This is a genomic window from Oceanitalea stevensii (assembly GCF_014837105.1).
Classification (GTDB): Bacteria; Actinomycetota; Actinomycetes; order Actinomycetales; family Actinomycetaceae; genus Oceanitalea; species Oceanitalea stevensii.
In genome coordinates, this window is sequence record NZ_JACSPO010000001.1 from 571,266 (window position 1) to 592,148 (window position 20,883).

The window sequence follows — 20,883 nt, forward strand, 5'->3', positions numbered from 1 at the left end:
TCGGTCAGTCATGTCAGATCTTCAGCGGGAGCCCACTGTGTCATCCGTCTCCGAGCAGGTCATCCACGTCGACGGCGCCGAGCGGACGGTCACCGAGGGCACCACCGGGACGGACCTGTTCGGTGAGGACCGCGCCGTCGTCGCCATCCGGGTTGACGGCCAGCTCAAGGACCTCGCCACCGACGTGTCGGGCCTGCCGGCCGGCGCCGTCGTCGAGAAGGTCGACATCGCGAGCGAGGACGGCCTGTCCATCCTGCGCCACTCCGCCGCCCACGTGCTGGCCCAGGCCGTGCAGCAGGTGCGCTCGGACGCGCGCCTCGGCATCGGCCCGCCCATCAAGGACGGCTTCTACTACGACTTCGACGTCGAGACCCCGTTCACGCCCGAGGACCTCAAGGACCTCGAGAAGCAGATGAACCGGATCATCCGCGAGGGTCAGACCTTCGTGCGCCGTGTCGTCACCGACGACGAGGCCCGCGCCGAGCTCGCCGACGAGCCCTACAAGCTCGAGCTCATCGGCCTCAAGGGCTCCAGCGCGGAGGACGCCGCCGAGGGTGCCTCGGTGGAGGTCGGCGCCGGCGAGCTGACGATCTACGACAACGTCCGCCGCGGGGGAGAGGTGGCCTGGAAGGACCTGTGCCGCGGCCCCCACCTGCCCAGCACCAAGCTCATCGGCAACGGCTTCGCGCTCATGCGCTCGGCCGCCGCCTACTGGCGGGGCAGTGAGAAGAACCCCCAGCTGCAGCGCGTCTACGGCACCGCGTGGCCCACGAAGGACGAGCTCAAGGCCTACCAGGAGCGCCTGGCCGAGGCCGAGCGCCGCGACCACCGTCGCCTCGGCTCGGAGATGGACCTCTTCTCCTTCCCGGACGAGATCGGCTCCGGGCTGCCCGTCTTCCACCCCAAGGGCGCGATGATCCGCATGGAGATGGAGGAGTACTCCCGCCGCCGTCACGTCCAGGCCGGCTACTCCTTCGTCAACACGCCCCACATCACCAAGGGCCACCTGTTCGAGACCTCCGGGCACCTCGACTGGTACCGCGAGGGCATGTACCCCCCGATGCACCTGGACGAGGAGCGCGACGCCGAGGGCAACGTCAAGCGGCAGGGGCAGGACTACTACCTCAAGCCGATGAACTGCCCGATGCACAACCTCGTCTTCGGCTCCCGCGGCCGCTCCTACCGCGAGCTGCCGCTGCGGCTCTTCGAGTTCGGCACCGTGTACCGGTACGAGAAGTCCGGCGTCGTCCACGGCCTCACCCGCGCCCGCGGCTTCACCCAGGACGACGCCCACATCTACTGCACCCGCGAGCAGATGAAGGACGAGCTGAACTCCCTGCTCACCTTCGTCCTCGACCTCCTCAAGGACTACGGGCTCGACGACTTCTACCTCGAGCTCTCCACCCGTGACCCGGAGAAGTCCGTCGGCGACGAGGCGACGTGGGAGGAGGCCACCCGCGTGCTCGAGGAGGTCGCCACCGCCTCCGGCCTCGACCTCGTCCCCGACCCCGGCGGCGCCGCGTTCTACGGCCCGAAGATCTCCGTCCAGGCCAAGGACGCCATCGGCCGCACCTGGCAGATGTCGACCATCCAGCTCGACTTCAACCTGCCGGAGCTCTTCGACCTCGAGTACCAGGCCGCCGACGGCACCCGCCAGCGCCCGGTGATGATCCACCGCGCCCTCTTCGGTTCCATCGAGCGCTTCTTCGGCGTGCTCCTCGAGCACTACGCCGGTGCCTTCCCCGCGTGGCTCGCGCCCGTCCAGGTCGTCGCCGTGCCGGTCGCCGACGTCTTCGACGACTACCTCGCCGACGTCGTCGCCCAGCTCCGTGCCCGCGGCGTGCGCGCCGAGCTCGACCAGAGCGACGACCGCTTCAACAAGAAGATCCGCAACGCGACGAAGGAGAAGGTCCCCTTCATCCTCATCGCGGGCGGCGAGGACGCCGACGCCGGAGCGGTCTCCTTCCGGTTCCGCGACGGTTCCCAGCGCAACGGGGTCCCCGTGGCCGAGGCGGTCGAGCTCATCACCTCGGCCATCGCCGAGCGTCGGCAGGTGCTGACGGCGTGAGAGACGTGTCGCCGCCGAGCGGCGAGCCGGCGGAGGGGCTCGTCGGCGTCCCCGACGCGTTCCAGCGGCTGTGGACCCCGCACCGGATGGCCTACGTCGACGGCCACGACAAGCCCGACGACGCGACCACCGGTCAGTGCCCCTTCTGCCGGGCACCGCAGCGGGAGGACGCCGAGGCGCTCATCGTCCACCGCGGTGAGCACGCCTACGTCGTCCTCAACCTCTACCCGTACAACCCCGGACACCTTCTCGTGTGCCCCTACCGTCACGTCGCCGACCTCACCGAGCTGACGACGGCGGAGCGGGACGAGGTGGGCGCGCTCAGCGCCACCGCGATGACCGTGCTGCGGGCGGTCAGCGCGCCGCACGGCTTCAATCTCGGGATGAACCAGGGCGAGGCCGCCGGGGCCGGGATCGCCGCGCACCTCCACCAGCACGTCGTGCCCCGGTGGGGCGGGGACGCCAACTTCTTCCCCATCATCGCGGGCACCAAGGCCCTGCCGCAGGTGCTCGGCGAGACCCGGGAGCTGCTCGCCGCGGCGTGGCCGGGGGCGACGTGCTGAGCTCCAAGGGGCGCGTCGTCACCAACGCGATCTTCGGCCCCGTCGCGCGCACCCTCGTCCGAGCCGGGGTCAGCCCCGACACCGTCACCGTCACCGGGACCGTCCTCACCGTGGCGGTCGCGCTGTGGCTGCTCCCGTCCGGGCACTTCGTCGCCGGGCCGCTCGCCATCGCCGTCGTCGTCCTCATCGACAGCGTCGACGGTCTCATGGCCCGGATGCTGGGCCGCTCCACGCGCTGGGGCGCCTTCCTCGACTCCACCCTCGACCGGCTCGCCGACGCCGCGATCTTCTCCGGGATCCTCCTGTGGGCGATCGGCGCGGAGGAGACGTGGGTGCTCGGCACCGCCCTGGCCTGCCTCGTCCTCGGCAGCGTCGTCCCCTACGCCAAGGCCCGCGCCGAGGGCCTGGGCATGACGGCCTCCGGCGGCATCGCCGAGCGTGCCGACCGTCTCTTCGTCGCCCTCGCGGCGGTGCTCGCCGTGGGACTGGGTGCACCCGTGGCGGTCCTCGTCGTCGCGCTCGGGCTCCTCGCCCTCGCGAGCCTCTACACGGTGGGCCAGCGCATGGCGGCCGTGCGTCGCCAGACGCGGGGCGACCTGGCGGGGACGGCATGAGCCCGGACCCCGCAGCGCTGCTGCTCACCGCCGCGCGTGTCGTCCCCCGCCTGCCCGGCTGGCTCTCCTCCGCGCTCTTCGCCGGCGCCGCCGAGCTGGCCGCGCTCACCGGCGTGGCCGGCGTGGGGCAGCTGCGCGCCAACATCGCCCGCGCCGTCCCCGACGCGTCCCCCCGTCAGCTGCGCCGCCTCACCCGCCGCGGCATGCGCTCGTACATGCGGTACTACGAGGAGTCGCTGCGGCTGCCGACGGTGAGCGAGGCCCAGCTCGGGCAGCGCGTGCGCGCCGTCAACGACGAGTGGATCCGCGCTGAGCGAGCCGCCGGACGGCCTGTCGTCGTCGCCCTCGGGCACCTGGGCAACTGGGACCTCGCCGGCGCGTGGGCCACCCGCTTCCTCGCCCCCGTCGTCACGGTCGCCGAGCACCTCGAGCCGGAGGAGCTCTTCCAGAGCTTCCTCGACTTCCGGCGTGGGCTGGGCATGACGATCATCCCGCTCGAGAAGGACGGCTCCACCTTCCGCGAGCTGCTGCGCGAGACGCGCGCCGGCGTCCCCCTCGTGCCGCTGCTCGCCGACCGCGACCTGTCCCGCACGAACGTCGACGTCGGGCTGCTGGGGGAGCGGGCCCGCGTGGCACCCGGCCCGGCCACGCTCGCCGTCGCCACCGGCAGTGCCCTCGCCTTCGTCGGGATCCACTACGAGCGCCTCCGCGGGCCGCGCCGCCAGGCGGCCGGCAGCCGGTGGGGCATCGTCATCACCTTCGGTGACCCCATCAGCCCGCCGGCCGGCGCCTCCCGGGAGGAGACGATCGCGGCCCTCACCCAGGCGTGGGTCGACGAGCTCGGTGCGGCCGTCCAGGCCCACCCGGAGGACTGGCACATGCTCCAGCCGCTCTTCGTGGGCGACCTCGACCCCGCGCGCCTCAAGCCCGCCGGGAGCGTGGCCTGATGCGTATCGGCATCGTCTGCGGCTACTCCTTCGACGTGCCGGGCGGCGTCCAGTTCCACGTCCGTGACCTCGCCGAGCACCTCATCGCCACCGGGCACGAGGTGAGCGTCCTCGCCCCGGCCGAGGACACCACCCCCGTGCCCGACTACATCGTGCCCGCCGGCCGCACCGTCGCCCTGCCGTACAACGGCTCGGTGGCGCGCCTCAACTTCGGTCCCGTCGCCGCGGCGCGCACGCGCCGCTGGCTCGAGGAGGGGGACTTCGACGTCCTCCACCTCCACGAGCCCATCACCCCGAGCCTGTCCATGCTCGCGCTGTGGATCGCCGACGGGCCGATCGTCGGCACCTTCCACACCGCCATGGACCGCTCCCGCGCCCTCCAGGTGGCCTCGCCGCTCGTCCGGCCCCTGCTGGAGAAGATCGGCGGCCGGATCGCCGTGTCGGAGGAGGCCCGGCGCACCGTCGTCGAGCACCTGGGCGGGGACGCCGTCGTCGTGCCCAACGGCGTGTTCGTCGACCGCTTCGCCGGCGCCCCGCGCGCGGAGGCCTGGTGCGGCACCGACGAGCGGCCCACCGTCGCCTTCCTCGGCCGGCTCGACGAGGCGCGCAAGGGTCTGCCCGTGCTCGCCGAGGCGATCCCGCAGGTCCTCGCGCAGGTCCCCGGCGCCCGCTTCCTCGTCGCCGGCCGCGGAGACGTCACCGAGTACCGCGCCTCCCTCGGCCACCTCGGGGACGCCGTCACCTTCCTCGGGCCGGTGAGCGACGCGGAGAAGGAGTCGCTGCTCGCGTCCGCCGACGTCTACGTCGCCCCGCACACCGGCGGGGAGAGCTTCGGGATCGTCCTCGTCGAGGCCATGAGCGCCGGCGCGCACGTCGTCGCCAGCGACATCCCCGCCTTCCGCGCCGTGCTCGACGGCGGCCGGTACGGCACCCTCTTCCCCACCGGCGACGCCGCAGCCCTCGCTGCCGCGCTCGTGCCCGCCCTGCGCGACCGGGACGCCTCCCGCCCCGTGCGCGAGGCGGCACGCGAGGGCGTGCGCCGCTTCGACTGGTCCGTCGTCACCCGCCAGGTCCTCGCGGTCTACGAGATGGTGACGGCGAGCGGCCGTCACGTGCGGGAGGACCCGCGCTCCCGCACCGTGGTCGGCCGCCTGCGCGCGGCGCTGGACAGCAGGACGGAGGGGGCGCTGTGACCTGGGAGGGCTGGACGCTCGTCGTCGTGCTGCTCGTGCTCGTCCTCGGCTGGGTGCTGTGGCTGCTCGCCTCGCGCGTGGACCGCCTGCACCGCAAGGTGCTGCGCTCCCGCGCCACCCTCGAGCTCCAGCTGGCCCAGCGCGCGGCTGCCGCCCACGAGCTCGCGATGAGTGGCGCCCTCGACCCCGTCGAGGCCGTGCTCCTCGCCGACGTCGCCCAGCGCGCCAGCGCCGGGGCGCCCGGTCGCGTGGTCCCCGACGGCCTCGAGGGCGAGCCGGACGTCGAGGAGCCCGTCGGCGACGTCGACCGCTCCCTCGTCGAGTCCGAGCTGTCCCGCACCCTGCGCGCCCTGCTCGAGTCGCACGCCGACACCGAGCCGCTCGGGGACAACCCGCTGGCGGTCGACCCGCTCCACCGGCTCGACGCCGCCTGGTACCGGCTCGAGCTCGCCCGCCGGTTCCACAACGCCCACGTCGCCGAGGTGCGACGCATGCGCGCCAACCCCGTCGTGCGGGTCCTCCACCTCGCCGGCCGGGCCCCGATGCCGCACGCCTTCGACATGGACGACGCCCGGCCCGCACGCTGAGCGCGGCCGTCCGCCCTCCGCGGGCGGCGTCGTCGGCTGGCCCTACGCTGATCGCCATGGCCCTTCCCCCTCAGCCCTACCCGCCGTCCGGGCGCCCGGCGCAGCCCACCGCCTACCTGGCCGGCCAGCAGCCGCAGACCGCGCCCTGGGGGACGGGTGGCCCGCCGGCGCCCGCCCAGGCGCCCTGGCAGCCGCCCCGGCCGCGGCGGGGCGGAACGGTCTTCGTCCTCGTGGGCACCGGGGTGGGGATCCTCGCGCTCATCGCGACCGTCGCGCAGATCGCCAGCCTCACGAGCGCCGGCGCGGCGCTCACCGGCGGCATCGTCGCGCTCGTCCCGCTCGCAGCCGTCCTCCTCGGCATCCGCTGGATCGACCGGTGGGAGCCCGAGCCCCGGTACGCGTTGCTCTTCGCGTTCCTCTGGGGAGCCGGAGTCTCCACGCTCGTGTCGATCTGGCTCAACACGGCCTTCTCCACCGCCGTCTACTACAGCACCGGGAACGTCGAGACGGCCGAGGTCCTCGGCGCCGCGCTCGGCGCACCGCTCATCGAGGAGACCGCCAAGGGGATGGGCGTGCTCATCCTCTTCCTCGCCCGCCGCCGGTACTTCGACGGGCCGGTCGACGGCATCGTCTACGCCGCGACGGTGGCAGCCGGTTTCGCCTTCGTCGAGAACATCCTCTACTTCGGCCGCTCCATCGACATGCTCCCGCAGATCTTCATCATGCGCGGGATCCTGTCCCCGTTCGCGCACGTGATGTTCACGGTGGCGATCGGCATCGCGCTCGGCCTCGCCGCCCGCAGCCGGTCCTCCTTCGCGTGGGTGGGGGCGCTTCCCCTCGGGTGGCTCGTGGCGGTGCTGCTCCACGCCCTGTGGAACGGCAGCACCTTCACCGGCTCCTTCTTCGGTCTCTACGTCCTCGTCCAGGTGCCGCTGTTCGTCGCGGGGATCATCCTCGTCGTCTGGCTGCGCCGCCGGGAGCGGCGCGTCATCACCGGGCGGCTCGTCGAGTACGCTCGCGCCGGCTGGCTGGCCCCGCACGAGGTCACGATGCTCGGCTCCTTCCCCGGCCGGCGGGCCGCCATGTCGTGGGCCGCGCGCGGCGGCCCCTCCGCCAAGGCCGCGATGAGGACCTTCCAGCACTCGGCGACCGCACTCGCCCTGGGCCGCCAGCGCTTCGCCACCGGCCGAGCCGAGCCCAGCTACCACCACGACGAGCGGGTGCTCCTCGACCGGGTCACCACCTCGCGCACCACCTTCCTCCAGGCGCTCACCCAGGTCCGCTGACAACGGTCCTCCCCACGCGCACCCACGCGCCGCGGCCCGAGGTCGAAAGCGCTTGTCCGGGGGACCGGGTGGGAACACCCTGGACCCATGGCACTCTCCCTCGACCTCGCCCGCGCGGAGTTCGGCGGCACCGCCGGCTACCTGGCCTCCGCGTCGATGGGCCTGCCGTGCCGGGCCACCGTGACGGCCCTCCGTGAGGACCTCTCCGCCACCTTCGACGGCGGTCGCACGCCGGCCGACTACGAGGGGGTCGTGACCGCCGGGCGGGCGCTGTACGCCGAGCTCGTCGGCGTCGACGCGCAGGACGTCGCGATCGGCTCGCAGACGTCGGTGCTCGCCGGCGTGGTCGCGGCCTGGCTCCCGGCCGGCTCGGAGGTCCTGACCGTCGAGGGCGAGTTCACCTCGATGACCTACCCCTTCCTCGTCCGTCCGGACCTCACCGTCCGGGCGGTGCCGCTCGCCGACCTCGCTGAGGCCGTCCACAGCGGGACGACGCTCGTCGCGTTCTCCTACATCCAGTCCGCGACGGGTGACGTCGCCGATGTCGACGCCGTCGTGCGGGAGGCCGCGCGGCACGGCGCACGCACCTTCTGCGACCTCACGCAGGCGGCGGGCATCCACCCCGTGGACGCCGACCAGCTCGACCTCACCGTGTGCCACGCCTACAAGTGGCTCTGCGCCCCGCGCGGTGCGGCGTTCCTCACCGTCCGCGGGGACCTGCAGCAGCTCATCACGCCCGTCCAGGCCGGGTGGTACGCCGGGCGCGACGTGTGGTCGTCGGTCTACGGCACCACGATGGACCTGGCGCCCGATGCGCGCCGCTTCGACGTGTCCCCGGTCTGGCCGGCCTGGGTGGGTGCCGTGCCTGCGCTCGAGCTCTTCGCGTCGCTGGACATCGGTGCGGTCTGGCGGCACGGCGCCGGCCTGGGGGCGATGACCCTCGAGGCGCTCGGGGAGCCCGTGCAGCAGCAGGCCGTCGTGACGGTCGCGGACGAGCGCGGGGAGAAGCTCCGGGCCCTCACCGCTGCGGGGATCCGGGCGAGCGGGCGTGCCGGACGCCTGCGGCTCGCCTACCACCTGTGGAACGACGAGGACGACGTCGATCGGGTGGTGCGCACGCTCCACCGTGCGCGCACCGCCGTCTGACAGGGGCCGGTCGCAGCAGGTACCTGACGTGGCCACCCAGCAGGTGACCACGTGCCCGGCGAGAACGGCCGCTCACCTAGAGTGTCGGTGTCCCTCCCTCACACAATCCCAGAGGTCAACCGTGTCGCAAGAGCCCACCACGCCCGCCGCGCCCCAGGTCGGCACCGCCCGCGTCAAGCGGGGCATGGCCGAGATGCTCAAGGGCGGCGTCATCATGGACGTCGTCACCCCGGAGCAGGCCCGCATCGCCGAGGACGCCGGCGCCGTCGCCGTCATGGCCCTCGAGCGCGTGCCCGCGGACATCCGCTCCCAGGGCGGGGTGTCGCGGATGAGCGACCCGGACATGATCGACGGGATCATCGCCGCCGTCTCCATCCCCGTCATGGCCAAGGCCCGCATCGGGCACTTCGTCGAGGCGCAGGTCCTCCAGAGCCTCGGCGTCGACTACGTCGACGAGTCCGAGGTCCTCAGCCCCGCCGACTACGAGCACCACATCGACAAGTGGCAGTTCACCGTGCCCTTCGTGTGCGGCGCGACCAACCTCGGTGAGGCGCTGCGCCGGATCTCCGAGGGCGCGGCCATGATCCGCTCCAAGGGCGAGGCGGGCACGGGGGACGTCTCCAACGCCACCACGCACATGCGCCGCATCCGCCAGGACATCCGCCGTCTCACCTCGCTGCCCGAGGACGAGCTGTTCGTCGCCGCCAAGGAGCTGCAGGCGCCATACGACCTCGTCGTCGAGGTGGCGCGCACCGGGCAGCTGCCCGTCGTCCTCTTCACCGCCGGTGGCATCGCCACCCCGGCCGACGCCGCGATGATGATGCAGCTCGGCGCCCAGGGCGTCTTCGTCGGCTCGGGCATCTTCAAGTCCGGCAACCCGGCGCAGCGCGCCGCCGCCATCGTCCGCGCGACGACCTTCTTCGACGACCCGGCCGTCGTCGCCGACGTCTCGCGCGGCCTGGGCGAGGCGATGGTCGGCCTCAACGTCGACGAGATCCCCGTGCCGCACCGCCTCGCCGAGCGCGGTTGGTGACGACCTACGGGCTGGGCCCCGACTGGGTGCCCGGCCCCGACGGCGTGCCCTTCCGGCGCGCCGCGCGCGTCATCCTCCTCGACGACGCCGACCGCCTCCTCCTCGTGCGCGGCCACGACGCGGGGGAGACGAGCCGCTCCTGGTGGTTCACGGTCGGCGGTGGCCTCGAGCCGGGGGAGGACGTCCGCGCGGGCGCGCTGCGGGAGCTGCGGGAGGAGACGGGTCTGCACCTGTCCGCGGACCAGCTGGAGGGCCCCGTCCTCACCCGCAGCGCGGTCTTCGACTTCGCCGCCGTCACCTGCCGCCAGGACGAGGAGTTCTTCCTCGCCCGCGGTACCGACACGCGCCTGGACGACGCCGGCTGGACCGAGCTCGAGCGCGACGTCCTCGACGAGCTGCGCTGGTGGGAGCTAGACGAGCTGGACGCCGCGGTGACGGCCGGCGCGGTCGTCTACCCCCGGCAGCTGCCCGGGCTCGCGAGACGGCTGGCCGGCGGCTGGGACGGGACGAGCGAGCACGTCGTCGAGTAGCACGCCCACGGCGTCGTAGACTGGTGGGTCGTGACCTCCCCGCGTATCGGCGTCCTGGCTCTCCAGGGTGACGTGCGCGAGCACCTCGCGGCCCTCGAGGCCGCCGGCGCCCACGCCGTGCCGGTGCGGCGCGCCGGTGAGCTCGCCGCCGTCGACGGTCTCGTCCTCCCGGGCGGGGAGTCGACGACGATCGGCAAGCTGCTCGTCGCCTTCGACCTGCTCGCGCAGCTGCGTGAGCTGGTCGGCTCGGGACTGCCCGTCTACGGCTCGTGCGCCGGGATGGTGCTGCTCGCCGACCGGGTGGCCGACGCGCACGGCCCCCTCGTGGGCGGCATGGACGTCACGGTCCGGCGCAACGCCTTCGGGCGGCAGGTGGACTCCTTCGAGGAGGACCTCCTGGCGCCCGGGCTCGGCATCGTCGACGCCCCTCTCCGCGCGGTGTACATCCGGGCGCCGTGGGTGGAGGAGGCGGGTGACGGCGTCGAGGTCCTCGCACGCGTGAGGTCCGGACCCGCCGCCGGTAGGATCGTGGCAGCTCGACAGGGAGCGCTGCTCGTCACCGCCTTCCACCCGGAGATCAGCGACGACGCACGGGTGCACCGTGCGTTCGTCGACCTGGTGCGTGCACACGCCTAGCGCCACCTGTCCCCACCGTCCCCGCGGGGACGCCGTCGTCAGCAAGGAGCACACAGTGTCCGGTCACTCCAAGTGGGCAACCACCAAGCACAAGAAGGCCGCGATCGACGCGAAGCGGGGCAAGCTCTTCGCCCGCCTCGTCAAGAACATCGAGGTGGCCGCCCGCACGGGCGGAGGCGACCCGGCCGGCAACCCCACCCTCTTCGACGCCATCCAGAAGGCGAAGCGGAACTCGGTCCCGGCCGACAACATCGACCGCGCCGTCAAGCGCGGCTCCGGCGCCGAGGCCGGCGGCGCGGACTACGAGACCATCATGTACGAGGGCTACGCCTCCGGTGGTGTCGCCGTGCTCGTCGAGTGCCTCACCGACAACCGCAACCGCGCCGCCTCCGACGTCCGCGTCGCCTTCACCCGCAACGGCGGCACGCTCGCCGACCCGGGCTCGGTCTCCTACCTGTTCAACCGGCGTGGCGTCGTCATCGTGCCCAAGAGCGACGGCCTCACCGAGGACGACGTCCTCACGGCCGTCCTCGACGCCGGTGCCGAGGAGGTCAACGACCACGGTGAGGCCTTCCAGGTTCTCAGCGAGGCCAGTGACGTCGTCGCGGTGCGCACCGCGCTGCAGGACGCGGGTCTGGACTACGACTCCGCCGAGGCGCAGTTCGTCCCCTCGATGGAGGTCGAGGTCGACGTCGAGGGCGCCCGCAAGGTGCTGCGCCTCATCGACGCCCTCGAGGACTGCGACGACGTCCAGAACGTCTTCGCCAACTTCGACGCCTCCGACGAGGTCCTCGCCGCGCTCGACGAGGACTGACGCCGGCGGTGTCGCTCCCGCGGCACGTCCCACCCGGCTGCGACACTGGGGCCATGCGCGTCCTCGGAGTCGACCCCGGCCTCACCCGTTGCGGCCTGGGCATCGTCGACTCCGACCCGCGCCGCACCCTGTCGCTCGTCGAGGTGGGCGTGCTGCGCACCCCGCCGGACATGCCGATCCAGCAGCGCCTGCTCACCATCTCGGCGGGCATCGAGGAGTGGATCGTCCGGCACGACGTCGAGGCCGTCGCCGTGGAGCGTGTCTTCGCCCAGCACAACGTCGCCTCGGTCATGGGCACGGCGCAGGTCGCCGGGCTCGCCATGGTCGCCGCCGCGCGCGCCGGCCTGCCGCTGGGCATGCACACGCCCAGTGAGGTGAAGGCCGCGGTCACCGGTTCCGGACGCGCCGACAAGCCCCAGGTGCAGGAGATGGTGCGCCGCATCCTGCGGCTCGCCGAGCGTCCCGAGCCGGCCGACGCCGCCGACGCCCTCGCGCTGGCGGTCTGTCACCTGTGGCGTGGCGGCACCCCCGGCGTCGGTCCTACGGCCCGGCACGCGACGCCGGCGCAGGAGGCGTGGGCGAGGGCCGAGCTCGCGGCGCGGCGGTCCCGGCCCGTCACCCGCAGCCGGTAACCTGTTCGCACACACGTTCGCCCGGTCGCGCTCCGGGCCGGGATTGGAGCAGCAGTGATCGCCAGCGTCCGGGGCACCGTCGAGTCCGTGCGGCTCGACTCCGCCGTCGTCGAGGTCGGCGGGATCGGGCTGCGGGTGCAGGCCACCCCGGCCACCCTCGCCGGCCTGCGGGCCGGTACCGACGCCCGGCTGGCCACCGCACTCGTCGTGCGCGAGGACTCCCTCACCCTCTTCGGCTTCGCCGACGACGACGAGCGCGAGGTCTTCGAGATCCTCCAGACCGTCAGCGGTGTGGGCCCGCGCCTCGCCCTCGCCGTGCTCGCCGTCCACCAGCCCGACGAGCTGCGCACCGCCGTCGCCGCGGAGGACGTCGTGGCCCTCACCCGCGTGCCCGGCATCGGCAAGAAGGGCGCCCAGCGGATCCTCCTCGAGATCGGGGACAAGCTCGGCCCCGCGCGCGGTGAGGTCCGCGCCGCTCCGGTCGCCACCGACTCCCAGCCCGAGGTCGTCGACGCGCTCGTCCAGCTCGGCTGGTCCGCGAAGGCCGCCGAGGACGCCGTGAGCGCCGTCCTCGCCGAGCCCGCGGCCGACCGCGACGTCGCCGCGGTGCTGCGCGGCGCGCTCCAGCACCTGGGAGGCCACGGCCGTGGCTGACGACGCCGCCTTCCTCGACGCCGAGGCCGACGAGCTCGAGCGCGCGGCCGAGGCCGCGCTGCGTCCGCGCCGGCTCGCGGACTTCGTCGGGCAGGCGGTGGTCCGCGACCAGCTGGCCCTCGTCCTGGACGCCGCCAAGGCCCGCGGCTCCGCGCCGGACCACGTCCTCCTCTCCGGGCCGCCCGGGCTCGGCAAGACGACGCTCGCGATGATCATCGCCGCCGAGCTCCAGGGCGCCCTGCGCCTCACCTCCGGGCCTGCCGTCCAGCACCCGGGGGACCTCGCGGCGATCCTGTCCTCGCTCCAGGAGCACGACGTCCTGTTCATCGACGAGATCCACCGCCTGGCCCGGCCGGTGGAGGAGATGCTCTACCTCGCGATGGAGGACTTCCGCGTCGACGTCGTCGTCGGCAAGGGGCCCGGCGCCACCGCGATCCCGCTCACCCTGCCGCGGTTCACCGTTGTCGGTGCCACCACGCGCGCCGGCCTGCTGCCGGCCCCGCTGCGGGACCGGTTCGGCTTCACCGGTCACCTGGAGTTCTACTCGCCGGGCGAGCTCGAGCAGGTGCTCAGCCGCAGCGCCCGGCTCCTCGGTGCCGAGCTCGAGCCGGCCGCGGCCGCCGAGCTCGCCGGCCGCTCCCGGGGCACGCCCCGGATCGCCAACCGGCTGCTGCGGCGCGTGCAGGACTGGGCCCAGGTGCGGGGGACCGGCTCCCTCGACCTCGCCGCCACGCACGCCGCCCTCGCGCTCTTCGAGGTCGACGAGCGCGGCCTGGACCGCCTCGACCGCTCGGTGCTCCGCGCCCTGTGCGAGCGCTTCGGCGGCGGGCCGGTGGGGCTGTCCACGCTCGCCGTCGCCGTGGGGGAGGAGCCCGAGACCGTCGAGACCGTCGCCGAGCCCTTCCTCGTGCGCGAGGGCCTCGTCTCGCGCACGCCCCGGGGACGCGTCGCCACCGCTGCCGCCTACGAGCACCTCGGCCTCGCCCGGCCCGACGACGGCGCACTCTGGGGCTGAGGCGGTTTCGTCCTGTCAGCCGCGTCACCTAGACTCAATCAGTATTTTGCCGCCGGTGAGACGCGCCCTGTCGCGATCCCGCCGCCACCAAGGGAGTAGTGCCGTGGAGTTCCTCATCCTCATCGCCGTGTTCGGACTCATGATGTGGATGATGTCCCGAGGGGCGAAGAAGCAGCGCCAGGCCGCCGCCGAGCTGCGCAACAGCCTCGAGGTCGGCCAGCAGGTCATGACCGCCTCCGGCTTCTTCGGCACGATCGTCGACGTCGACGGCGACGTCATCACCCTCGAGTCCACCCCCGGCGTCGAGACCATGTGGAAGCGCGAGGCGATCCACTCCGTCACCGAGCCGCCCTTTGCGGTCGTGGACGAGGAGACCGCCGACGACGAGGACGTCACCACGGTCGAGGTCCCCGACGACGCCTCCTCGCTCACCCGCGCGGACGAGCCCGCCTCGACCGACGAGCGCCCCGGCGACGAGAGCGACGAGCGGCGCGCCTGAGCGCCCCTCCACACAGAGAGAAGATCGCGTTGGCGACAACCGCCCCACGCCCGCTGCGCAGGATCATCGTCCTGCTCGTCATCGTCGCAGCGATGTTCGGTTCCGTTGCGATCGCCCAGCAGCTGGGTGACGACGACGCCGAGGGGGGCGCGTCCTTCGCGCCCGGCCTGGCCCTCGACCTCGAGGGCGGCGTCCAGCTCATCCTCACCCCGCGGCTCGACCCGGACGCCGAGGGCGGCGACGGTGAGATCACCGACGACGACATCGACCAGGCGATCGAGATCATCCGCCAGCGTGTCGACGCCTCCGGCGTCGCCGAGGCCGAGATCACCCGGCAGGGCTCGGCCAACATCGTCGTCGGCCTTCCCGGCCGGCCCGACGAGGCCACCCTCGACCTCGTGCGCCAGTCGGCGGAGCTGCGCTTCCGCCCGGTCCTCTCGATGACCGACCCGACGCCGATCGACCCCGGCCAGGAGGGCCTGCCCACCGGCCCCGAGGGTGACGCCGAGGCCGGTGCACCGGAGGACGGCGAGGAGACCACCGAGGAGCCGGCGGCCGACGAGACCACCGCCGAGAGCGAGGCCACCGAGGCGCCCGCCGACGACGCGGCCACCGAGGCGCCCGCCGACGGCGAGGAGCCCGCCGACGCGGACCGCGCGGCGATCGAGGAGGCGGCCTTCGCCGTCGCCGACGAGAACGGCGACGGCGAGCTCTCGACCACCCCGGCGACCGAGCCGACGAGCAACAGCGACGTCGCCTGGATCACCGAGCAGCTCGTCTACGACCTCTACACCCTGGACTGCACCGACCCGGCGAACCTCGTCGGCGGCGTCCAGGACGCAGCCGACCAGCCGCTCGTCTCCTGCGCCCAGGACGGGACGACGAAGTTCGTCCTCGGTCCCGTGGACGTCGAGGGCACGCAGGTCGAGTCCGCCGGCTCCGGCCTCGAGGTCACCCAGGGCGGCGTGACGACCAACAACTGGGTCGTCGACATCGAGTTCAACGGCGAGGGCACCGAACGCTTCGCCGAGGTCTCCCAGCGGCTGGTCGCCCAGCAGCCGCCGCAGAACCAGTTCGGCATCGTCCTGGACGGCCTTGTCGTGTCCGCGCCCCGGATGAACCAGGCGATTCTCGACGGACAGGCGCAGATCTCCGGCAGCTTCACCCGCGAGAGCGCCAACACGCTCGCCAACCAGCTGAACTTCGGCTCCCTGCCGCTCAACTTCGAGGTGCAGAGCGAGGAGCAGATCTCCGCGACCCTCGGCTCCGAGCACCTGCGCAGCGGGCTCATCGCCGGCCTCGGGGGCCTCCTGCTCGTCGCGCTGTACCTCCTGTGGCAGTACCGCGGCCTCGCGGTCGTGGCGGTGAGCAGCCTCCTCATCGCCGCCGTCACGACCTATGGCGCGATCATCGTGCTGTCCTGGCTCCAGGGCTACCGGCTGTCCCTCGCCGGTGTGGCGGGACTGATCGTCGCCGTCGGCATCACGGCGGACTCCTTCATCCTCTACTTCGAGCGAATCCGCGACGAGATTCGCGACGGCCGGACCCTCGAGGGCGCTGTGGAGCACGGCTGGAACCGTGCGAAGCGGACGATCGTCGTCTCCGACCTCGTCACCCTCCTCGCCGCGGTCATCCTCTACTTCCTCGCGGTCGGCGGCGTGCGCGGCTTCGCGTTCACGCTCGGCCTCACGACGCTCATCGACCTCGTCGTCGTCTACCTCTTCACCCACCCGACCATGCAGCTGCTCATCCGCACGCGCTTCTTCGGCGAGGGGCACCGCCTGTCGGGCCTCAACCCCGAGAGCATCGGCGTCGACCCCGCGCGCTACCGCGGCCGTGGTCGCGTCGGTGAGGCGCGGACGCGGCCCGCCGCCACCACCCGGAAGGAACCCGCGCGTGAGAAGCAGCCCGTGGGTGCCGGCCGGATGACGATCGCGGAACGGCGGGCGGCCGAGCGCCGCGCCGCCGAGCAGGCGACGACCACCGAGGAGGAGGGCCGATGACCCGCCTGTCCCAGCTGGGCAACGAGCTCCACACCGGCAACCGCTCCTTCCCCTTCGTCGAGCGTCGCCGTACCTGGCTCACCGTCGCGGCCGTGCTCGTCCTGCTCTCCGTGCTCCTCGTCGCCTTCAAGGGCATCAACGCCGGCATCGAGTTCACCGGTGGCTCGCAGTTCACCGTCACGGGCACGCAGAACCTGGAGGAGCAGCCCGCCCACGACGTCGTCGCGGAGGTCGGTACCGGCCAGGTCGCTCGGGTCACGACGGTCGGCTCGACGTCGGTGCGCGTGCAGACCGAGGAGCTCACCACCGAGCAGACCGACGCCGTGCGTCAGGGTCTGGCCGAGGCGTACGACGTGCCCGAGGCGGACGTCGCCTCCACCTTCATCGGCCCCTCCTGGGGGCAGGACATCACGCGCCAGGCGCTCGTGGGCCTGCTCGTCTTCGTCGTGCTCGTGACGATCGTGCTCTCGGTCTACTTCCGCAGCTGGCAGATGGCCGGGGCGGCCCTCGTCTCGCTCATCAACGACCTCCTGCTCACCGTGGGCGTGTACGCCCTCGTCGGGTGGGAGGTCACCCCGGCCACGGTGATCGGACTCCTGACGATCCTCGGCTACTCGCTCTACGACACGGTCGTCGTCTTCGACAAGGTCCGGGAGAACACCCAGGACCTCGACGAGCAGCACGAGCGGACCTACGCCGAGCTGTCCAACCTCGCGGTCAACCAGACCCTGGTCCGGTCGATCAACACCTCGCTCACCTCGCTGCTGCCGGTCGGGTCGATCCTCTTCGTCGGTGCGCTCCTCCTCGGCGCCGGGACGCTGCGCGACATCGCCCTCGCGCTGTTCGTCGGCATGTTCGTCTCGACTGTGTCCTCCGTCTTCGTCGCCACACCGCTGCAGGTGATCCTCCAGCAGCGCAGCGAGGACATCCGTCAGCACACCGACGACGTCCTCGAGCGCCGTCGCCGCCGGACGGCCAAGGACACCGCGGCCGTCGCGGCCGCCCCGGCCGCCCCGGCCGCCCCGGCCGCCGCGGCGGCTCCCGAGGAGAGCACGGTCGCCGGGACCCACCGCGGCCAGGCGGCCCAGCCCAAGCGCCGGAAGGGGCGACGATGACCGACTTTCCCGAGGAGCTCACCCAGCTGCTCGACTCCCACGTCCGTGAGGTTCCGGACTTCCCCGAGCCCGGGGTCCTGTTCCGGGACATCACGCCACTGCTCGCCGACGGTCCCGCGTTCGCAGCGCTCGTCGACGCGCTGGCCGAGCGCTACCGCGGCAAGGTCGACGCCGTCGCCGGGCTCGAGTCGCGCGGCTTCATCCTCGCGGCGCCGCTCGCCCACGCGCTCGGCGTCGGGATGATCACCATCCGCAAGGCCGGGCGTCTGCCCGGGCCCGTCACCGGGGTGGACTACACCCTGGAGTACGGGACGGCGCGGCTGGAGCTGCGGCCCGAGACCGTGACGGCGGACCAGCGGGTCCTCATCATCGACGACGTCCTCGCCACCGGGGGCACCGCCCGCGCCGCCATCGAGCTCATCGAGGGCGCCGGGGCTCGCGTGGCGGGCCTGACGATGCTCCTCGAGCTCGACGAGCTGCGCGGCCGCGAGCAGCTGACCGACTACCCGCTGGACAGCATCCTGCGCTACTGACGGCCCCCGGTGCTCGGATCCGCCGCCACGCTGCCTAGAATGGGGTGATGGCGGAGGAGACGGTCACCGGCGCAGGCCCGGACGCACGCGGACCCCGGGTGCGGTCGCGCTTCGCGCTGCTCGGCTCGCGCGGGCACAGCGCCTCCCCGGCGATCGAGCCGGTCCTCCACGCCCTGAGGTCCAACCACCCGCGGGCCGACACCGCGCTGATCGAGCGGGCCTTCACCGTCGCCGAGCGTGCTCACCGCGGGCAGCTGCGCAAGAGCGGTGACCCGTACATCACCCACCCCGTCGCCGTGACGACCATCCTCGCGGAGCTCGGGATGACGGTGCCCACCCTGGCGGCGGCGCTGCTCCACGACACCGTCGAGGACACCGACTACTCCCTCCAGCAGCTGCGCAGCGAGTTCGGTGAGGAGATCGCCCTCCTCGTCGACGGCGTCACCAAGCTCGACAAGGTCACCTACGGTGAGGCCGCCGAGGCCGAGACGGTCCGCAAGATGGTCGTCGCCATGGCGCGGGACATCCGGGTGCTCGTCATCAAGCTCGCCGACCGTCTCCACAACGCCCGCACGTGGAAGTACGTCTCGGCGGCCTCCGCGGGGCGCAAGGCCCGCGAGACCCTCGAGATCTACGCCCCGCTCGCGCACCGGCTGGGCATGAACACGATCAAGTGGGAGCTGGAGGACCTGTCCTTCGCCACCCTCTACCCCAAGGTCTACGACGAGATCGTCCATCTCGTCGCCGAGCGGGCCCCGGCGCGTGACGAGTACCTGTCCACCGTGCGTGGCCAGATCGAGTCGGACCTGCGCTCGAACAAGATCCGCGCGACGGTCACCGGCCGGCCCAAGCACTACTACTCGATCTACCAGAAGATGATCGTGCGCGGCCGCGACTTCGACGACATCTTCGACCTCGTCGGCGTCCGCATCCTCGTCGACTCGGTCAAGGACTGCTACGCCGTCCTCGGCACGATGCACGCGCGCTGGAACCCCCTGCCCGGGCGGTTCAAGGACTACATCGCGATGCCGAAGTTCAACCTCTACCAGTCGCTCCACACGACCGTCATCGGTCCGGGTGGCAAGCCGGTGGAGATCCAGATCCGCACCCACGACATGCACCGCCGGGCGGAGTACGGCGTCGCGGCCCACTGGAAGTACAAGGAGGCCGCGCGCGGCCGGACCGTCGACGCCCCCAAGGGCGCGGAGGAGATGGGCTGGTTGCGCCAGCTCGTCGACTGGCAGCGCGAGACCGCCGACCCCGGTGAGTTCCTCGACTCGTTGCGCTTCGAGATCTCCGGCTCCCAGGTCTACGTCTTCACCCCCAAGGGCGACGTCATGGCCCTGGCACCGGGCGCGACCCCCGTGGACTTCGCCTACGCCGTCCACACCGAGGTGGGCCACCGGACCGTGGGCGCCCGCGTCAACGGACGCCTCGTGTCCCTGGAGTCGCGGCTCGAGAACGGTGACACCGTCGAGGTGTTCACCTCCAAGTCCGAGTCGGCCGGCCCGAGCCGTGACTGGCTCAACTTCGTCACCACCCCTCGCGCCCGCAACAAGATCCGGGCCTGGTTCACCAAGGAGCGCCGCGAGGAGGCGATCGAGGCCGGCAAGGGGCTCATCGCCCGGGCCATGCGCAAGCAGAACCTGCCGATCCAGCGCCTCATGTCGCACGACACCCTCACCGCGCTCGCGCACGAGATGAACTACGCCGACGTGTCGGCGCTGTACGCCGCGGTGGGCGAGAGCCAGGTGTCGGCGACCAACATCGTCCAAAAGCTCGTCCAGTCGATGGGCGGGGAGTCCGGCGCCGAGGAGGACCTCGCCGAGGCGACGATGCCGGGGGAGAGCCGGCCCCGGCTGCGGGCGGGGGACCCGGGGATCGTCGTCAAGGGCATGGACTCCGGCGACCTGTGGGTCAAGCTGGCCCGCTGCTGCACCCCGGTGCCCGGTGACCCCGTCGTCGGATTCGTCACGCGCGGCTCGGGCGTCTCGGTGCACCGCACCGACTGCGGCAACCTCGAGAGCCTGCGCAACGAGCCCGAGCGCATGGTGGACGTCGAGTGGTCGCTGCACGGCCAGAGCTCCTTCCTCGTCCAGATCCAGGTCGAGGCGCTCGACCGTGCCGGCCTGCTCTCCGACGTCACCCGGGTGCTGTCGGACAACCACGTCAACATCCTCTCGGCCTCGGTCCAGACGAGCCGCGACCGCGTGGCCCTGTCGAAGTTCGTCTTCGAGATGGCCGAGCCCTCCCACCTCGGGCACGTCCTGTCCGCGGTCCGGCGCATCGACGGCGTCTTCGACGTCTACCGGATCACCGGTGCCCGGTCCGAGGCCCGGATGACGTAGGCGGGTCCTCCACAGCACCCGCCTCACGCTCGGGCCGTCCACAGCGGACGGCCCCCGCCCAGCGCAGCGTCCGACGGCGGGGGCAGGCTCGGCCCATGACGCGCGCGCTGGCCTGGCTCGAACCGCCGTCGCCCACCCCCGTGGCGGCGGTGCTCGCGGCGCGGCCCGGCCTCGGCGGTGAACGGTACGACGGACTGCTCGTGGCCACGCCGGGCGGGGGCCTGGCGCCCGTGGACGTGCTCTGCGGCCCGGCAGGCCGGGCGTGGTCCCTGCAGGGTGTCGTGCCGCCCGGGGCGGCGCTGGCGCGCGCCACGGCGGTGTGGGTCCACACCGGGCGTCTGTGCCCGGAGCGGGCGGAGGTCGTCGTCGAGCCGGGACGACGCCTGCACGCGATCGCTGTGGTCCACCGGCAGCGGCTGGAGGCGGCAGACGTCGAGCGTCTGGGCGGTGTCCCGACGACGACGCCGCTGCGCACCGCCGTCGACCTCCTGTGCTTCGCGGAGGGCGGGCTCGCCGTCGCGGGCACGTGCGCCCTCGTCCTCGGCGGGCTCGCGCCGTCGCAGGTGCGTGAGGCGCTGAACCGTCCCGGCCGCCGGGCGCCGGTCCGGCGCGCCACGGCCCTCCTCACGGCGGCCGAGGACGCGGCGGGGGGGGGGGGGGGGGGGGG

At 72.9% G+C, this 20,883-nt stretch carries 20 protein-coding genes and 1 pseudogene; all 21 read left to right on the plus strand.

From position 1 onward, the window contains the following. Positions 1–37: 37 nt before the first annotated feature. Positions 38–2,068 (plus strand): threonine--tRNA ligase, encoded by a 2,031-nt coding sequence (gene thrS / locus H9624_RS02665; RefSeq protein WP_372435083.1) that lies wholly within the window; start codon positions 38–40, stop codon positions 2,066–2,068. Continuing rightward, entirely contained in the window at positions 2,065–2,631 is a 567-nt protein-coding gene (locus tag H9624_RS02670; protein WP_504740228.1) for an HIT family protein, read from the plus strand. Before thrS ends, H9624_RS02670 begins: the two co-directional genes overlap by 4 nt. After that, on the plus strand, positions 2,628–3,245 hold the full coding sequence (gene pgsA / locus H9624_RS02675; RefSeq protein ID WP_251838977.1) for a phosphatidylinositol phosphate synthase: 618 nt from the start codon (positions 2,628–2,630) through the stop codon (positions 3,243–3,245). The genes H9624_RS02670 and pgsA overlap by 4 nt, the downstream gene beginning before the upstream one ends. Continuing rightward, entirely contained in the window at positions 3,242–4,192 is a 951-nt protein-coding gene (locus H9624_RS02680) for a phosphatidylinositol mannoside acyltransferase (RefSeq protein ID WP_251838356.1), read from the plus strand. Before pgsA ends, H9624_RS02680 begins: the two co-directional genes overlap by 4 nt. Continuing rightward, a complete protein-coding gene (locus H9624_RS02685; RefSeq protein ID WP_251838357.1) occupies positions 4,192–5,385 on the plus strand; it encodes a glycosyltransferase family 4 protein in 1,194 nt (397 codons plus the stop codon). Before H9624_RS02680 ends, H9624_RS02685 begins: the two co-directional genes overlap by 1 nt. Then, positions 5,382–5,972, plus strand: a complete 591-nt coding sequence (locus H9624_RS02690; protein ID WP_251838358.1) for a hypothetical protein — start codon at positions 5,382–5,384, stop codon at positions 5,970–5,972. The genes H9624_RS02685 and H9624_RS02690 overlap by 4 nt, the downstream gene beginning before the upstream one ends. A 56-nt stretch (positions 5,973–6,028) precedes the next feature. Next, positions 6,029–7,258, plus strand: coding sequence for a PrsW family intramembrane metalloprotease (locus H9624_RS02695; RefSeq protein ID WP_251838359.1), 1,230 nt, complete (start codon positions 6,029–6,031; stop codon positions 7,256–7,258). A gap of 87 nt (positions 7,259–7,345) precedes the next feature. Next, positions 7,346–8,404, plus strand: coding sequence for an aminotransferase class V-fold PLP-dependent enzyme (locus H9624_RS02700; protein WP_251838360.1), 1,059 nt, complete (start codon positions 7,346–7,348; stop codon positions 8,402–8,404). Positions 8,405–8,525: 121 nt separating this feature from the next. Continuing rightward, complete coding sequence (gene pdxS / locus H9624_RS02705) at positions 8,526–9,437, plus strand: pyridoxal 5'-phosphate synthase lyase subunit PdxS (RefSeq protein WP_307784912.1); 912 nt, start codon at positions 8,526–8,528, stop codon at positions 9,435–9,437. Next, positions 9,434–9,967: an NUDIX hydrolase gene (locus H9624_RS02710; protein WP_251838361.1), complete on the plus strand. Its 534-nt coding sequence runs from the start codon at positions 9,434–9,436 to the stop codon at positions 9,965–9,967. The genes pdxS and H9624_RS02710 overlap by 4 nt, the downstream gene beginning before the upstream one ends. A gap of 30 nt (positions 9,968–9,997) precedes the next feature. After that, positions 9,998–10,603, plus strand: a complete 606-nt coding sequence (gene pdxT, locus H9624_RS02715) for a pyridoxal 5'-phosphate synthase glutaminase subunit PdxT (protein WP_251838362.1) — start codon at positions 9,998–10,000, stop codon at positions 10,601–10,603. Between the two features lie 55 nt (positions 10,604–10,658). Continuing rightward, positions 10,659–11,417 (plus strand): YebC/PmpR family DNA-binding transcriptional regulator, encoded by a 759-nt coding sequence (locus H9624_RS02720; RefSeq protein ID WP_251838363.1) that lies wholly within the window; start codon positions 10,659–10,661, stop codon positions 11,415–11,417. A gap of 53 nt (positions 11,418–11,470) precedes the next feature. Further along, positions 11,471–12,049: a crossover junction endodeoxyribonuclease RuvC gene (gene ruvC / locus H9624_RS02725; protein WP_251838364.1), complete on the plus strand. Its 579-nt coding sequence runs from the start codon at positions 11,471–11,473 to the stop codon at positions 12,047–12,049. A gap of 54 nt (positions 12,050–12,103) precedes the next feature. After that, on the plus strand, positions 12,104–12,703 hold the full coding sequence (gene ruvA / locus H9624_RS02730) for a Holliday junction branch migration protein RuvA (RefSeq protein ID WP_251838365.1): 600 nt from the start codon (positions 12,104–12,106) through the stop codon (positions 12,701–12,703). After that, on the plus strand, positions 12,696–13,718 hold the full coding sequence (gene ruvB / locus H9624_RS02735; protein WP_251838366.1) for a Holliday junction branch migration DNA helicase RuvB: 1,023 nt from the start codon (positions 12,696–12,698) through the stop codon (positions 13,716–13,718). Before ruvA ends, ruvB begins: the two co-directional genes overlap by 8 nt. 103 nt (positions 13,719–13,821) lie before the next feature. Further along, positions 13,822–14,217 (plus strand): preprotein translocase subunit YajC, encoded by a 396-nt coding sequence (yajC, locus tag H9624_RS02740; protein WP_251838367.1) that lies wholly within the window; start codon positions 13,822–13,824, stop codon positions 14,215–14,217. Positions 14,218–14,246: 29 nt separating this feature from the next. Then, the gene (gene secD / locus H9624_RS02745) at positions 14,247–16,220 is read left to right on the plus strand and encodes a protein translocase subunit SecD (protein WP_251838368.1); all 1,974 of its coding nucleotides are present in this window, start codon (positions 14,247–14,249) and stop codon (positions 16,218–16,220) included. Further along, positions 16,217–17,335, plus strand: coding sequence for a protein translocase subunit SecF (gene secF, locus H9624_RS02750; RefSeq protein ID WP_251838369.1), 1,119 nt, complete (start codon positions 16,217–16,219; stop codon positions 17,333–17,335). Before secD ends, secF begins: the two co-directional genes overlap by 4 nt. After that, positions 17,332–17,868, plus strand: a complete 537-nt coding sequence (locus H9624_RS02755) for an adenine phosphoribosyltransferase (protein WP_251838370.1) — start codon at positions 17,332–17,334, stop codon at positions 17,866–17,868. The genes secF and H9624_RS02755 overlap by 4 nt, the downstream gene beginning before the upstream one ends. A gap of 47 nt (positions 17,869–17,915) precedes the next feature. Next, positions 17,916–20,216 (plus strand): RelA/SpoT family protein, encoded by a 2,301-nt coding sequence (locus H9624_RS02760; RefSeq protein WP_251838371.1) that lies wholly within the window; start codon positions 17,916–17,918, stop codon positions 20,214–20,216. A gap of 95 nt (positions 20,217–20,311) precedes the next feature. Then, positions 20,312–20,883 (plus strand): annotated as a pseudogene (locus H9624_RS02765) (hypothetical protein); the annotation flags it as partial.